This window comes from uncultured Gimesia sp., assembly GCF_963972345.1.
In the GTDB taxonomy this organism is placed as follows: Bacteria; Planctomycetota; Planctomycetia; order Planctomycetales; family Planctomycetaceae; genus Gimesia.
The window spans coordinates 23,226-38,692 of sequence record NZ_CAXAVM010000002.1; the positions used below are offsets into that span (position 1 = coordinate 23,226).

Consider the following 15,467-nt stretch of genomic DNA (forward strand, 5'->3'; position numbering starts at 1 on the left):
TGCTGCTACTGTTCCAGGAACTCATACAGTTCCATCCAGCGGATTTCCAGTTCTCCGATCTCTTCGACCAGAGGCTGCATCTCGTCATGAAGTTCCTGTGCCTGTTCCGGGCTCGTGGCTTTCAGAAACCGGCCGTTAATCTCGTTTCGCTTCTCATCGAGCTGGGCAATTTTGCGTTCAATGGCGGAAAGCTCTTTCCGCGCATTTTTGATTTTGCCGCCTAACCCTTTTTCGCGGGGGGCTGCATTATTTTCTTCCTGTTTGGCAATGGAAGCCTGATTCTGTTCGCGATGCCCTTCTGCCACTTCTTTTTTCACCCGGTAAAGATAGGCATCATAATCGCCTTCATACGTTTTCACCGTGCTGTTGACCACTTCGATGACATCGGTAGCGACTTTACTCATAAAGTGGCGATCGTGGCTGGTGAAAATCACTGTCCCCTGAAACTTCACCAGTGCATTTCCTAAGGCTTCCACTGTCTCGACATCGAGATGGTTACCAGGTTCGTCCAGAATCAGTATGGAATAATTGCCCAGTAGAATTCCCGCCAGGCACAAACGTGCCCGTTCCCCCCCACTGAGGACTTTGATAGGTTTATCCAGCGCCTGTTCCTTGAACAGGAAACTGCCTGCGACCGCCAGAATCTGCTGATTGGTCGTCCCGGGAGCCGACTCCAGTTCCAGGTAGTCGCGAATGGTCTGCTCTGGTGGCAATGACGTATAGACGTGTTGGGCATAACAGGCGACGTTACAGTGATATCCCCATTTTAAATTTCCATCCAGAGGTTTAAGGGATCCGGTGATGGTACGCAGGAAGGTCGTTTTCCCCTGTCCGTTATCACCGACGATCGCTGCCCGGGCACCGTGCTCAATTTCCAGGGTAATATTGTCTGCCACGCGGTTTTTAGGATAACCGATCGCCAGGTCATCACAGCTTAAAGCAATTCCCTGCCGCTTCTCCGTTTGAGGGATGATAATGTTGACTGTCGATTCAGCCCCTTCAATCTCTGTCAAAGTCAGCCGCGCCAGCTGTTTTTCCTTACTTCGCGCCTGAGAGGCTGTATTGGCGCCTGCTTTATTCTTGGCAATGAAGGTTTCCAGCTGCCGCCGTTTTGCCAGTACCGTTGCATTGGTGCGCTCATCACGCTCTTTCAGAATTTCCTGATTTTCGAGGTACTGATCCACATTCCCATTAAACAGGGTCAGTTTCCCGCGTTTAAGTTCCAGCGTCTGGTTACAGATTGCATTGAGGAACGTACGATCGTGTGAAACAACCAGAACCGCACCACGGTAATCTTTCAAAAAATCTTCCAGCAGCAGCTGGGTTCGCAGGTCCAGGAAGTTGGTCGGTTCGTCCAGCATCAGAAAATTCGGGTCATGCAGTAATAATGCCGCCAGTTTCACACGGGTCTGCCAGCCACCGGAGAGTTCTTTCACCGGACCATTCAGAAATCGGCCCTTTAATTCAAACTGACCAGCAACCGCACCACACTGCCAGTCGGGCTGTCCACTGTCGCGCATCAGAAAATCCAGGGCGCTTTCACCCGCCTGAAAGGGATCATGCTGCCTGAGGTAGCCCACCCGCAGATTGGGGTGACGGACAATTTGTCCACTGTCGACCGATTCCTCTTCCAGCAGGATCCGCAGTAATGTGGATTTCCCGGCACCGTTTCGGCCGATGAAACCGATTTTTTGTTCATCCGCGAGTGCAATCGATGCTTCTTTCAGAAGCTCCTGAGCACCGTAACTTTTTGTCACATTTGATATTTCAATCAGGGTCGCCATCACTCTTCTCAATAATTGAACCGAAAACCTCAAGGCTAAGCGTATACACGAGGACAGAGAAGATAACGGGAAGGCGCAAGCAATTCAATTGATCATCCGTGCCGGCGTCAGGGCTGCGGTTTCCTCACCTTCGCTCCGATGATTGAATCGTGCCGATTATCCCAGTTTTTCCAGCCGGGAATGAAAACGAAACAGCTATTTCCCGACACCTGACATCCGTTTCTGAACTATCGTTTTAAAAATGCATCAATATGAAATCTGGGATTTTTCAAGGGTTCTGTCCGGAAATGACCCGAATTTTGGACTTCGAACGTATCTGCATTATTGATTATCTATGGCGAATGAAGCGTATTCTGATCCTGCTCCCGTCCCACAAGCCGTTACAGCACCTGTAACAGCCCGGGAGCAAACTGCGCGCAAAAAAAATGCAGCCCCCAGGCGACGACAACCCGTACCGCTATCGATTATGGGTGGTTCGACGGCCCCGCAAAATGCTTATATCCTGTTTCTGCTGGTGAATATCACCCTGTTTCTGAGACCAGCTGAACTGATTCCGGCTTTGGCGAATCTACCTATCTACGAAGTTTTGATCCTGTCATCATTTTTCTTATCCCTCGATCAAATCAAGCGAACAGTCAAACTTCCGATGTTAAAACGGCAGCCGATCACGTTGTGTGTCATCGGAGTGCTGGTCGCCGTTGCCCTGTCACATGCATCGCATATGTATTTCTATGGCATCCGCACATCGACTGTCATGTTCCTGAAAACGCTGATGTATTTTCTGTTGCTGGTCAGCATCATCGACTCGCCGCAGCGTTTAAAAGGTCTTTTAAAAACGATCGCCATTTCCTCCTCGGTCATGATCCTGCTGTGTGTAATTGACTACGCGGGTATTATCGATTTCGAATTTATCAAACACGTCAGTGACCGCGATGGCGTTTCCGATGCGGGAGAAGTGATCCGTGTGTTCCGCATGCGAGGAACGGGAATTTTCCAGGATCCCAATGACCTGTCCGTATTGATTGTGACAACGGGGGTACTCTGCTGGTACTTTTTCAATGATCCGGCGGCCAGCCCACTCCGTTTTCTATGGATCATCAGTATGATCATCCTGGGAATCGGCCTGATCTATACCCGTTCCCGCGGTGGACTGTTGACCCTGGGAATCGCTGGCATGGTTTTTGTTTTACCCAGGTATGGTAAAAAAGCAGCGATTGCCTGTGCTGTCGTTGGGATGGCCGGAGTGACTGTGCTGGCTGGTCGCCAGGGAAACATCGACCTGAATTCCGGAACCGGACACGACCGCATTCTGCTGTGGAGAGAAGGCCTGACGGCTCTCAAGTCTCCCGACCTGCTGTTTGGAATTGGCGAAGGCCAGTATTCCGATCTGGCAGGATTAGCGGCGCACAATTCTTTCGTGCATGCTTTTACCGAACTGGGGCTGTTTGGTGGTACTTTTTTTATCGGCTGCTTTTTCTTTGCCGCCCTGGGGTTATATCGCCTGGCGCAATTTCAGAGCAGGAATCAGGGCAGACCCATTTTCCGCAGCCGCGAACTGGAACGCCTTTTACCCTACGTCGCAGCGATCCTGGCCGCCTGGTGTGGCGGGATGATGTCGTTATCCCGCTGCTATGTGGTTCCCACTTACATGGTGGTTGGAGTTTGCGCGTCCTATCTGAATCTGGCAGGAGCCAGTCTGGCCAGACCGACTCCCCTGGTCTACTGGAATAAACAGCATGTGATTTATCTGATCGGAGTGAGCATGGGAATGTTCATTGCGTTCCTGATTTTTGTACGAATTTTTGCCCATTAATATGAAATGCAGTGGTCACACACTGAAAATAACACGATGAATCAACGTCGATCAATCAAAATGAATTTGTGTGCGACATGGCTCAATCATGGAGTGAGCCTCGTGATCGGCGTATTCCTGATGCCATACGTCCTGCATATCCTCGGCGATGCGCAGTATGGCAGTTGGATCTTCATTAATGCCATCGCCGGATATTCCGGGTTGCTCTACCTGGGATTTGGCCAGACCATCAGTCGTTACGTGGCTCATTATCACGCGAAACAGGACTGGGATCGGCTCAACCATGTTTCCAATGTGATATTTGTAATTTACCTGGGAATGGGAAGTCTGGCATTAGTGACGGCAGGCATCATCGCCTGGCTGGCTCCCCACATCAGCGACTGGGGCGCGATCTCCTTATTTGAAATCAGGCTGGTCATTCTGATTCTCGGACTGAATGTATTTTTCGGCATGGCAGGCAGCGTGTTTGGCGGCATACTGATGGGCATTCAGCGGTTTGATATAGAGCGCGGCATCAACCTGACCGGTGCTCTGCTGCGACTGGTGCTGACGCTAATGTTCCTGAAAGCGGAATGGGGGCTGCTGACGATTGCCCTGATTTTCTTTACCATCACACTCGTTGAAAATATCGGTCAATGTTATTTTGCGTTTCGCCAGGTGAAAACGTTTCGGATCGGACGCAAATACCTGGATTGGCGCATCCTCAAAGAATGTGGTTCATTCAGTGGTTTCGCATTTATAGATGCCATTGCCTGGACTTTGATCGAAGCCACCGATTCGATCCTGATCGGGATCTTTTTCAGCCCGGCCATGATCGTTCCCTACTATATCGCATTGCGACTCACACAATTTATTAATATGCCGATTGCACAAATCGGAAAAGTCTTTATGCCCCGGGCTGGTGAACTGCACGCCAACGACGAACACCGGGCATTGCAGAAGCTGGTATTGAATGGGGTCTCGCTCTCTTTTCTGCTTGTTACCGGATTCTTTATCGGTGTCTGCTTCTTTGGTACCACCCTGATCAATACCTGGATCGGACCGGGTTACCCGGAAAGTCATATTATTCTGATGATTCTGCTGGGTGCCCGCATCATCGCATTACCGGTCTCAACCTTCCGCTCCGTGCTGTACGGGATGGGGCATGTCAAAGTGCCTTCGTTGATTTATATCTGTGAAGCCATCACCAACCTGATCCTCTCACTGATCCTGATTCAGTCACTGGGCCTGATCGGTGTAGCACTGGGAACGGCAATTCCCATTTTCATCGCCGAGCTGGGAATCATCCTGCCTTACGCGATGAAAAAACTGAATATCTCGGCTGGTCAACTGCTGCGAACGGCCATTGCGCCAACTTTAGCACCACTCCTGGTATTGCTGGGTTATTCCTACTACTTACCACAGTTTTTTGAAATTCGAAACTCATGGGCCATCCTGGCAGGAGTTGCCGCCGGAGGGGGTGTCTTTCTGCTGGGAACCTGGCTGATTATTGAAAAAGGAGCATTACTGCTGCATCGGTCTGTTCCTGAATCGATCAATTCTTAGTTCTTTAAAATATTCATGATGAGCATTACTATGACTACGATTAACTGTCTCGATCAACAGCGTACACAGAATTCGGAAAACCAATCTGGATCTGATGTTTTGGAACCACTCTCACTGCATGTGCGTGAGAAAGACCAGACGCAGGACTGCCTGCAGATCTGGCGAACGCTGGAAGCACAACTGGACGCTGTTCCGCTGATGTGTTCCGCGGTCTGGACTTCAACCTGGATCGAACATTTTGGCGACTTATTACCCTATTCGTTTGTCGTTGCCTCTCGGAACAATGCGCCTTGTGGTATCTGCCTGCTGACACAGGGGGTAGAACAGTTTGATGGTCCGCTGCCTGTTAACACCCTGCACCTGGGAACTGCCGGTGAACCAGCGACAGACAGCGTCTGTGTGGAATACAACTCGCTGTTGATTCCCCCCGCCGATCAGCCCGCATTCATGCAGGCACTGCTCGAACTGCTTGCTGATAACCCGACATGGGATTCCCTGTATTTTGATGGTTTTGCCAGCGCCGAGCTCGAAGAATGGAATCTCTCTCTGCCAGATACATCGGTTCGAAAAATTGAGAGTCGCTATTTCGATCTGAAGCTGATTCGCGAAGAAGAGCGCGAAGTGATTTCCGGTTTCGGCTATTCCACCCGGAAAAATCTACGTAAGAACATGAAAACCTATGGAAATCTGACAACCGAATGGGCGGAATCCATTGAACAGGCAGAATCCATCTTTGCAGATCTGGTCAGTTTACATCAGACCCGCTGGGAGAAAGAAGGAGAACCCGGATCCTATGCCAGCCAGCGATTTACAAATTTTCATAAAGCGTTGATCCGTAAACTGATTCCCACCGGCCAGATGGGACTGTTTCGCGTCAAGATCGAAAACGAAGTGATTGGTTGTGTCCAGGTCCTGATCGACCGGAATCGTGTGCTCTGCTACCAGGGTGGTTCTGCCGAATATTGCGGCAAACTCAGTCCGGGCGTGATCACGGATTACCTGTGTATCGAAGAATGCTTCCAGCGTGGATTTGACGCTTACGACTTTCTCGCCGGCAACAGTCATCATAAACAGAAAATGAGTACGCATCACAGCTACCTGACCTGGGCTCAAATACAGCGTCCACGCTGGAAGTTTACCGCTCTGAATGCATTACGAAAAATCAAACAGACCATGAACCTGATCCGCAAAGCAGATCAGGAATAATTCGACCCACTGGAAATCTCACAATGAGCACAATCGAAGTTACGAAAACCATAGAGGCTGCGAACCAGAATCCACCTGCCGGGAAACGGCTGCGCGTCTGTCACTTGAGCCTGACGCTCTGCACAGGAGGTCTGGAACGCCTGTTGGTCGATTTCGCCCGCTTTCATGACCGTCAACGATTCGAACTGGAGTTTATCGTACTGGGAGAGACTGGCGCTCCGGCGGAAGAAATTCAACAGATGGGATGTCCGGTGATCCAGTTTCCACTGACCGCGCGGGGAAAACTCGCAAAGATCAGACAGTTGTCTGATTTCCTGAACCAGAGGGACTACGATCTGCTGCATACGCACAATGCCTATCCTCATTTTTATGGCAGCCTGGCCGCTTACCGGTCGCGTATCCCCGTGACTGTTCAATCGCGTCATGGCAGACGATTTGGAGAGACACTCAGTGAACGCATGCAGTTCTCTATCGCCAGCCGCTTTTCTGACCGCGTGGTTCCCGTTTCGGATGATACCGGTCTGCGCTGTAAAAAAATCGGCTGGCTGGATGACAGCAAAGTAACTCGCATCTGGAATGGGATCGATGTCGACCGGTTTGTCTTTACCGGCCCTGCTGACAAACTGACGGCAATCACCGTTTCTCGACTTTCACCTGAAAAAGATCTGGGCACCATGCTTCATGCTGTAAAACAGGTCTTACAGCAGATTCCACAGTTTCGTCTGCTCATCGTCGGAGACGGACCGGAACGAGAAAGGCTCGAACAGATTGCCGCCGAACTGCACCTGACAACCCATGTCGAATTTCTGGGGGAACGCAATGACATTCCCCAATTACTCAGCCAGGCCGGCTTTTATGTTTCCTCATCACTGACAGAAGGCATTTCACTCACACTACTGGAAGCCATGTCAGTCGGTCTGCCTGTCGTTGCAACACAGGTTGGCGGAAACCCGGAAATTGTACAACAGCCGGAAACCGGGGCGCTGGTTCCCTCTGCAAACCCTGCCCTCCTGGCATCGGCCCTGGTCCAGATGTGCCAGAATCAAAGTCAGTGGACAGAGATCGGCAGGCGGGCACGCCAGCGCGTTGAACAATATTTTAACATCCGCACCATGATCAAAGATTACGAAAAACTGTATCTCGATATTTTAAACACTTCTGTAAAAGGTTAATCGCCATGCAACCTGATTTGATTGACAAACAACAGAAAGCCAGCAAGGCAAGTGAAGCAGATCTGAATCCCACGGGCTTTGAATCGCTGCAGATTCGCATTTATCCTCTGACTCCCGACCAGTTCACAGCAGTCTCTGAACACTACCAGAACTGGAAGGAACTGTTTCAGAACGATCCCCATTCCGATCTTGAACAGCACCCCGATCACGTCCTGCGCATTGCTCCCCTGCTGCAGAGGAGTCAGCCCTCGATAAATGGCCACCTGATCTTGTGCCGACAGGGAAACAAACCTGTTGCCGCAGGAATTCTTCTCCCGAAATCCATCAGTACTAAAGTACTGCGGGGCTTCGGTCCGGCCAGACAAATACACGGATACTTTCTGTATGGTAAACGATTTCTGATTGCAGAAGACTATCAGCACGATCATGCCTTTCAGAAATTTCTCCTGGAAGCGACTCTCTCATTCTGTGGTCAAACCGCAGGCAGGTATCTGCTGTTAGAAGATATTCTGATTGATGAACCACTCAATCAATCACTGTTTCAACTGTCCCCTCATTGCTTGAGTTATTCCCATACCGGTTTTCAATCACGGTGCCTGATTCAGTTTCCGGAAAACCCGGAAGATTACTGGAACCAGTTTCGTTCCAAATCGCGGCGAAAGCATCGCAAATTAATACGAGACAACTCAAATCTGAAACTGGTCCGCATCACGCGCCCCGACCAGGTCGCTGATTTCCTTGATGCGGCACACCGGATCTCCAGGAACACCTGGCAGACCCAGCGTCTGGGACTGCGAGTAAAAAACAGTGACAAAGAACTCGAAGAACTGATGTTTTTTGCGTTAAATGACTCCTTACGTTCCTACCTGCTGATGGATCAGGACCAGCCGGTTGCGTTCAAAATTGGCAGTCAGCACCGAGGAATATATCATGATCTGGAATTTGGATTTGATCTGGATTATGCCAGAGTTTCCCCCGGAGAAACTTTACTGCTGCTGATTCTGGAAGATCTGATCTCTTTCGACACTCCCCGTACATTTGATTTTGGAACCGGGGATGCGGAATACAAGCAACGATACTGTTCCGAAACAACCCGGAGTCGATCCGTATTGCTGATCCCTGCGTCCTTGCGGAATAAAAGTCTGCTCAATTATCTGAAGCTTTCCTGCTGGATTGACCGGGTTTCAAGAAATGCCCTGAAAACTTCCGGTATTTATACTGCAGTACGTCAACTGGTGCGTTATCGAAAACTGGGCAGTCGTTAGTAAATGAGCAACTACGAATTTATCTACTGAAGTCAGGCCTGCCATGAAAATTTTATTTCTTTCCAACGTGTTTCCAAACCCGTTACAGCACGGGAAAGGTACGTTCAACAGATCCATGATTGAATCGCTTTCCCAGGTGCATCGGGTGCATGTCATCACACCGGTCCCCTGGATTGAAGAATTCTCGCATCTCCTCAAACACAGAGCAGCAATCAATCGCGCGTGGACCTCCGTTGAAAACAGAGAACAGCTCACGGTGGAGTACCCGCGGTTCTACTACCCGCCGAAAATCCTGCATCAGCATTATGGACAGTTTTTGTCATGGTCACTGCACCGGAGCCTGCAGCGCACCATCTCCCGTTTTCAACCGGATATTATCCTGTCTTACTGGTTACATCCGGATGGTGAAGTGGCCGTCAAAGCAGCCCGTGAACATGGGATTCCTGTCGTCGTCATGACCGGAGGCAGTGATGTGCTGCTGCTCACACAAAACCGGAGCAGGAAACGTGCCATTCAAAATGTGCTACAGCAGGCCGATGGCGTGATTACTGTCAGCAATGACATCAGAAATGCTGTGAAACAGCTGCAGGTGCACCCTGAGAAAATTCATACTGTCTACCGTGGCGTCGATCGGGAACTGTTCAGTCCCGGCGATCAGCGTGCCGCCCGGGAACGTCTGGGGCTTCCGGTAGACCGAAAAATCATTGTCAGTGTGGGGCGTCTGGAACCTGTTAAAGGGCACACTGTACTCCTGCAGGCCTGTGAGAAAATAAGTAAAGTGGGCACGCATTTTACGTGCTATGTTTTAGGTAACGGTTCTCTGGAATCATCATTGTTACAAATGATCGAACAAAAAGGACTGGGAGAATTCTTCCAGTTAAAAGGATCACAACAGCAACACCGACTGGTGGACTGGTATCGTGCAGCGGATGTCATCGCAGTACCCAGCCTTTCAGAAGGGATACCCAATGTTCTGCTGGAAGCAATTTCCTGCGGCAAACCGTTTGTGGCCAGTCATGTGGGTGGAATTCCCGAAATTGCAGACTTGAACTGTGATCGACTGGTAACGGCTGACAATTCAAACGAACTGGCTGTGGCACTCACGGAAATATTAGAAGCAAATACTCCTTGTGAACAACGGAGTTTTGAACCAATGTCATGGAATGAGTCGTCACTGCAGATCAGTCAGATTCTATCAGACTGCAGTACCCATTACACAGCGGGCTTGACCGGACAACAGAAAACACGATCGTCTTACCAGAGTAAAGACAACAAAACAAAACAGCAGATTTGAAAACAGCCGCCATGAATATCATTCGTCAATTCGTCAAGAACACGATACCCGCAGTGATTCCACGGAGACTGTATGTAGTTCATGGCGCTGGCGATCACGGGGATTTATCTACCGCAAGTAAATGCTGTCATTCTGAGCATCGACAACTCATCAACATTGCCTTGACTTTCGATGATGGCCCCCACCCCGAACACACGCCCCAACTGCTTGACGCCCTGCAGCGATATCAGCAACAGGCCACGTTTTTTGTCATCGGTGAAAAGGCACGGCTATATCCTCAACTGGTTGAACGTATTGTTCGGGAAGGCCATGAACTCGGTAACCATACGTTGACACATTCCGAACCGGCCCGGACAAGCACACATGACTTTCTTACTGAAATCCAGCAGACCGATCAAATCCTGGAGCAGATTACCGGCAGGAAAACAAACCTGGTTCGCCCGCCGAAAGGCAAACTGAATTTCGGTAAACTGCTGGGACTCTGGCGACAACGACGCACTGTCGTCCTCTGGGATACCGATCCCCGCGATTATCTGATGCACGACAATTCGGAAATGACGGACTGGTGTCAGAACTATCAGCCCGCCAGGGGAAATTTCTGCCTGCTGCATGACAATCACCCCTATGCAATCGAAGCGGTCCGCCTGCTCTCAGAAGCACAGCACACCCGCATCCAGTCTCATCCAGTCAGCTACTGGATTGATAATAAAACACAGCACTCCACGCGAACACCACAGGCCTGCGCCTGAGATTGAATATTGAAGGAACACCGACACCATGTCCACCATTATCACACGGCCGACCGGTACTTCTGATCCCCGGGAAAATCTATTACCGGAAGGAGCACGGAAACGTCTGCTGCTGGTCAGCTATCACTTCCCGCCTGTAGGTGGCGCTGGCGTACAGCGTCCTGTAAAATTCGTCAAATATCTGCGCAAATTCGGCTGGGATGTCAGTGTGCTGATGGCCGCCAATCCCTCGGTCCCTGTTTTTGACAACAGCCTGCTGATCGATATTCCGGAAGAGACGAATCTGGTCAAAGCCCGTACCTGGGAACCGGATTACTCTCTCAAAAAGAATATGGCCAGCAAAAACCAGAATCATCAATCCGCCAGCCTGCTGTCGCCTCTCAAATCAGCCTGCCGTAAAATCGCCAGGTCGGGTGCCGGGCTGTTACTCCAGCCTGATGCACAAATCCTCTGGTATCCCAATGCACTGAAAGCAGGCAGAAAACTGCTGAAAGAAATGCAGCACGATGCCATTCTGGCGACCGCGCCCCCCTACTCCAATCTGATTCTTGCCAGCAAACTGAAACGGATCTCGGGGCTGCCGCTCATTGTGGATTTCAGAGACGAATGGGACCTGAGCAGCAAGTATCTGGAAAATCATCAGCAGGACAGGGTTTCGCATCTGATCCAGTCCCGATTGCAGAAATCGGTCATGAAACACGCTGATGCCATCGTTGCGACCACCAAGGCCAGCACACAACGACTTCTCGACCGCGCACATCAGTCCGGTACAGATGCCATCGGCAAATGCATCTACAACGGCTTCGATATGGATGATTTTGATCATCTGGATGAACCTCTAAAAAAACATCCCTGTACAGCGCAGAAACGTTTTCGCATTGTCTACACCGGCACACTCTGGAATCTGACTACCGTCGAGCCACTGATTCACGCGCTGGAAGCCGTTCATCGTTCACAGCCTGAGATTCTGAAAAATCTGGAACTGCAGTTCATTGGCAGAAAAACCCCGGAACAACTGGCGCTACTGGAACGGATCAAACAGACGGCCTGCACCCTGGTCTCGGAAGAATACTGTGCCCATCACGAAGCATTGAAAAAGATGTCACATGCCGACGCCCTCTGCCTGCTGCTCAGTGATGTCGAAGGAGCCGACCGGGTCGCGCCGGCTAAACTGTTTGAATATCTGGCCATCAAACGGGAAATCCTGTCAATCACTCCTGCAGGTGAGACGGCTGATATCCTCGGCAGTTTCTGGCCTGCTTCCAATTTTCGGGCAGACAATGTTTCCGGAATTGCTGACTGGCTCACAGAGCGACTGACAGAGACGCATGACGCCTCTATTTCTCAGCCGGAACAGATTAATCAGTTCAAGCGGGAATACCAGGCAGGGCAACTGGCAGACCTGTTGAACCAGCTGGTGAACAGCAGCGTCTGATCAAAACGATGAATCCCCTCTATATCAGTGAAAACGAAGTGAGCAGACTATGAAGTTCTGGGAAGACCTGAAAGCAAAATCAGAATGGTGTTACGGAAACATCACCTATCGCAGCCTGCTTAAAACCTGCCTGACGGATGGTACGATGGCGATGCTGTGGTACCGGCTGATGCAGTGGTCTGATTCATGGAAGCTGTTCCCGCTTTCCATGATTTTCAATAAATGCAATGCCATTTTCTGCCAGTGCATTATTGGTCGAGGTGCCAGTTTTGGAAGACGATTTGTGATCATCCACAGCCAGGGAATCGTGATTAATGGTTCTGTGAAAGCGGGGGATGATATCAAACTCGAACACCAGGTCACCATCGGCGCTGAACGCAACATCTCCCCCGAACTCGGCTCTGACATCTTTATCGGTGCAGGAGCCAGAATCATTGGTGGAATCCAGCTGGGATCGCATTCCAAAGTCGGCGCGAATGCTGTTGTCGTTAAAAACGTCGATTCATACACAACCGTCGGCGGTATCCCGGCGCGGGTAATTAAAATTCATCATGAAAATCAGCCGGTCCAACAGATTGAAGTGAACCAGGCTGAACTCCCTTATAAGCAATTTCAGAAAGGATCACCCCTATGAGCCCTCTTCTGATCGAGAGCCTGTTCTGGACCACCCTGTTTCTGATCGGTTTTTCCTACATCGGTTACCCACTGGTAATCTGGATGCTGGCACGAAATAAATCCAGACAACTGAACTCGAAAGAACAGGAACCCGTTGACGCCGGTTCTCTGCCCCGGGTTTCAATCATCATCGCCGCGTATCGTGAAGAAGCAGTGATACTCGAACGCCTTAACAATCTTGCCAGACTCGATTATCCCTCTTCCAAACTGGAAATCCTGATCGGCTGTGATGGCAATGAAGATCTGACAGGAGAGCTTGTCAGCGCTTATGGCAATGATCAGATTCGGCTGATTCAGTTCGAACAACGTCGCGGTAAAGCATCTGTGCTGAATGATTGTGTTCCCCAGGCTTCAGGAGAGATTCTTGTTTTTTCTGACGCAAACACCAACATGGATCCCCAGTGCCTCAAACAGATGGTGCGGCATTTTCAGGAAGAATCAACTGGCTGCGTCTGCGGGCAGCTCGTTCTGGAAGATTCAGAGACCGGAAAAAATGTGGACGGCCTGTACTGGAAATACGAAAATTTCCTCAAGCATTGCGAGACCCGTCTCGGAGCAGTCCTCGGCGTGAATGGTGCTCTCTATGCATTAAAAAAATCACTCTACCAGCCAATTCCAGCCGATACCATCATTGACGATTTCCTGATCGGCATGCGGGTTCATCTCGCAGGACAACGTCTCATCCACGATGAAACCGCGTTCGCCGTGGAAGAATCTGCCACTTCTGTTCAAGCCGAATTTAAACGCCGTATCCGTATTGGCACCGGTGCCTTCCAGAGCCTGAAACATCTGAAGGGACTCTTGCATCCCCGTTACGGTACGATTTCTTTTGCGTTCTGGTCTCACAAACTGTTGCGCTGGTTTTGTCCGGTCTTTATGGCCCTGGCATTTTTGTGTAACCTGTTTTTATTAAATCAACCGCTGTACCAGGCAACACTGTCGCTGCAGATCCTGTTTTATGCTTCTGCTTTCATTGGTATGAAGCTGGATGGCAGCAGTCGCCTGTTAAAACTCTGCCGCGTCCCAGGGATGTTCGTGCAGATGAATCTGGCATTAGGGATTGGCCTGTTTCGCTTTCTTTTTACCAGGCAAAGTGGCATCTGGGAACGTACCGAACGCAGCCAACCTGCTGCAGTTCCAGTAAACGATCAGGAAATCCCGGAAGCAGAGCCCATTGTCAGCGATGCTGAAACAATGCCCGCTGATACTATTCCCTTTATCAAAAGCTGAACCATCATGTCCCCGTTATCAGTAATCTATGTTTCGATTTGTATTTCCCTGCTGCTCGTCCTGGCGGCTGCGGTCTGGTGTGCCATCCGGGCCCGGAACATGCAGTACTGGCTTCCAGCGTATCTGTCTGCCAAACGACGAGACCCGAAAGTCTCGTTCAGCCCGGAACAACCCCGGCATATTTTCATAGCGGTCTGTGACCACTTTGAACCGGAATGGGGAAACCCGACCAAAGCGGAGGCCATCGCCCGCGTTGATCGCTGGTGTGAAGAATATCCGTCTCGTTTTTCCCAGTTCAGTGATTCACGGGGACAGGTGCCACAACATACCTTCTTCTATCCACAGGACCAGTATGCGCCGGAGTATCTGAACCGGCTGGCTTCGCTGTGTAAACAGGGATACGGAGATGTGGAGATCCACCTGCATCATGATCACGATTCTGCAGAGGGGCTGAGGCAGAAAATGAACGAGTTTCGCGAGACGCTCTTTGACAGGCATGGCCTGCTGAGAAAAGATCCACAGACAGGCGAGATTCTCTACAGCTTTATTCACGGAAACTGGGCGCTTTGTAACTCCCGACCCGATGGTCGCTGGTGTGGCGTGGACAATGAGATTGATATCCTGCTGGAAACCGGCTGTTATGCCGACCTGACCATGCCGTCTGCCCCCAGCAATACTCAGACCGAGATTATCAACAGCATCTATTACGCAAAAAACTGCCCCGGTGAACGGAAATCACAGAACCAGGGAGTTCACGCACAGGTCGGTCAGACACCTGAGTCAGACAGCTTGCTCATGATCCAGGGGCCATTACGACTTGACTGGAGTCAACGAAAATGGGGAGTGATGCCCCGCATTGAAAATTCTGATCTGCACGCCGGACGTCCTGGAACAGTCAATCGGCTACAGCACTGGCTTGCGGCTGACGTACATGTAACAGGGCGTCCCGACTGGACGTTCATCAAACTTCACACCCATGGGGCCAAACCAGGAAATATTGACACCCTGCTGGGACCGGAAACAGTAGCGTTTCACACAGAGCTCCGCGCGGAAGCGGAACGGCATCCGGAATGGAAATATTACTATGTCACCGCCTGGGAAATGGCTGCCCTGATTCACCAGGCAGAACAGGGAGTGGCGATTCCTGATTTTGACGCGATCCACGAGCACTCACTGCATCCCGTTAAACCGCTGGAGAAGACTGACTTACCAGCGTTCAGCAGTAGTAAATAAAGAAGGTTTTCATTCTATTTTTTGCGTGATCTCTGCCGGATCCTGTTTCTGAACAAATTCGGATTG

General features: G+C 50.4%; 12 protein-coding genes. 11 read left to right on the forward strand and 1 reads right to left on the reverse strand.

Annotated features, from left to right (window positions below; genetic code table 11):
- Positions 1 to 5: 5 nt before the first annotated feature.
- The gene (locus tag AACZ40_RS00380; protein WP_291171956.1) at positions 6 to 1,784 is read right to left on the reverse strand and encodes an ABC-F family ATP-binding cassette domain-containing protein; all 1,779 of its coding nucleotides are present in this window, start codon (positions 1,782 to 1,784) and stop codon (positions 6 to 8) included.
- 334 nt (positions 1,785 to 2,118) lie between these two features.
- Between AACZ40_RS00380 and AACZ40_RS00385 the strand changes: the two genes are divergently transcribed.
- From AACZ40_RS00385 to AACZ40_RS00435, 11 genes are all read left to right on the forward strand, one after another.
- The gene (locus tag AACZ40_RS00385; protein ID WP_291171958.1) at positions 2,119 to 3,597 is read left to right on the forward strand and encodes an O-antigen ligase family protein; all 1,479 of its coding nucleotides are present in this window, start codon (positions 2,119 to 2,121) and stop codon (positions 3,595 to 3,597) included.
- 36 nt (positions 3,598 to 3,633) lie between these two features.
- Positions 3,634 to 5,142: an oligosaccharide flippase family protein gene (locus tag AACZ40_RS00390; RefSeq protein ID WP_291171960.1), complete on the forward strand. Its 1,509-nt coding sequence runs from the start codon at positions 3,634 to 3,636 to the stop codon at positions 5,140 to 5,142.
- A 99-nt stretch (positions 5,143 to 5,241) separates the two neighbouring features.
- Entirely contained in the window at positions 5,242 to 6,348 is a 1,107-nt protein-coding gene (locus AACZ40_RS00395; protein WP_339672661.1) for a GNAT family N-acetyltransferase, read from the forward strand.
- Between the two features lie 23 nt (positions 6,349 to 6,371).
- Positions 6,372 to 7,520 carry a glycosyltransferase gene (locus AACZ40_RS00400; protein WP_291171966.1) on the forward strand — a complete coding sequence of 383 codons (1,149 nt, stop codon included), beginning with the start codon at positions 6,372 to 6,374 and terminating at the stop codon, positions 7,518 to 7,520.
- A 5-nt stretch (positions 7,521 to 7,525) separates the two neighbouring features.
- Positions 7,526 to 8,785 (forward strand): GNAT family N-acetyltransferase, encoded by a 1,260-nt coding sequence (locus tag AACZ40_RS00405; RefSeq protein WP_291171968.1) that lies wholly within the window; start codon positions 7,526 to 7,528, stop codon positions 8,783 to 8,785.
- Positions 8,786 to 8,828: 43 nt separating this feature from the next.
- Positions 8,829 to 10,079, forward strand: a complete 1,251-nt coding sequence (locus AACZ40_RS00410) for a glycosyltransferase (protein WP_291171970.1) — start codon at positions 8,829 to 8,831, stop codon at positions 10,077 to 10,079.
- A gap of 11 nt (positions 10,080 to 10,090) precedes the next feature.
- A complete protein-coding gene (locus AACZ40_RS00415) occupies positions 10,091 to 10,828 on the forward strand; it encodes a polysaccharide deacetylase family protein (protein WP_291171972.1) in 738 nt (245 codons plus the stop codon).
- A 28-nt stretch (positions 10,829 to 10,856) separates the two neighbouring features.
- The gene (locus AACZ40_RS00420; RefSeq protein ID WP_291171975.1) at positions 10,857 to 12,263 is read left to right on the forward strand and encodes a hypothetical protein; all 1,407 of its coding nucleotides are present in this window, start codon (positions 10,857 to 10,859) and stop codon (positions 12,261 to 12,263) included.
- Positions 12,264 to 12,312: 49 nt separating this feature from the next.
- Complete coding sequence (locus tag AACZ40_RS00425) at positions 12,313 to 12,897, forward strand: serine acetyltransferase (RefSeq protein ID WP_291171978.1); 585 nt, start codon at positions 12,313 to 12,315, stop codon at positions 12,895 to 12,897.
- Positions 12,894 to 14,168 carry a glycosyltransferase family 2 protein gene (locus AACZ40_RS00430; protein ID WP_291171981.1) on the forward strand — a complete coding sequence of 425 codons (1,275 nt, stop codon included), beginning with the start codon at positions 12,894 to 12,896 and terminating at the stop codon, positions 14,166 to 14,168. Before AACZ40_RS00425 ends, AACZ40_RS00430 begins: the two co-directional genes overlap by 4 nt.
- Positions 14,169 to 14,174: 6 nt before the next feature.
- Positions 14,175 to 15,401 carry a hypothetical protein gene (locus tag AACZ40_RS00435; RefSeq protein WP_291171983.1) on the forward strand — a complete coding sequence of 409 codons (1,227 nt, stop codon included), beginning with the start codon at positions 14,175 to 14,177 and terminating at the stop codon, positions 15,399 to 15,401.
- The last annotated feature ends 66 nt before the right edge of the window (positions 15,402 to 15,467 follow it).

Coding starts and splice junctions, on each gene's coding strand:
- AACZ40_RS00400 (WP_291171966.1), top strand. CDS start 6,372: ATGAGCACAATCGAAGTTACGAAAACCATAGAGGCTGCGAACCAGAAT.
- AACZ40_RS00405 (WP_291171968.1), top strand. CDS start 7,526: ATGCAACCTGATTTGATTGACAAACAACAGAAAGCCAGCAAGGCAAGT.
- AACZ40_RS00385 (WP_291171958.1), top strand. CDS start 2,119: ATGGCGAATGAAGCGTATTCTGATCCTGCTCCCGTCCCACAAGCCGTT.
- AACZ40_RS00425 (WP_291171978.1), top strand. CDS start 12,313: ATGAAGTTCTGGGAAGACCTGAAAGCAAAATCAGAATGGTGTTACGGA.
- AACZ40_RS00435 (WP_291171983.1), top strand. CDS start 14,175: ATGTCCCCGTTATCAGTAATCTATGTTTCGATTTGTATTTCCCTGCTG.
- AACZ40_RS00415 (WP_291171972.1), top strand. CDS start 10,091: ATGAATATCATTCGTCAATTCGTCAAGAACACGATACCCGCAGTGATT.
- AACZ40_RS00410 (WP_291171970.1), top strand. CDS start 8,829: ATGAAAATTTTATTTCTTTCCAACGTGTTTCCAAACCCGTTACAGCAC.
- AACZ40_RS00390 (WP_291171960.1), top strand. CDS start 3,634: ATGAATCAACGTCGATCAATCAAAATGAATTTGTGTGCGACATGGCTC.
- AACZ40_RS00430 (WP_291171981.1), top strand. CDS start 12,894: ATGAGCCCTCTTCTGATCGAGAGCCTGTTCTGGACCACCCTGTTTCTG.
- AACZ40_RS00380 (WP_291171956.1), bottom strand. CDS start 1,784: ATGGCGACCCTGATTGAAATATCAAATGTGACAAAAAGTTACGGTGCT.
- AACZ40_RS00420 (WP_291171975.1), top strand. CDS start 10,857: ATGTCCACCATTATCACACGGCCGACCGGTACTTCTGATCCCCGGGAA.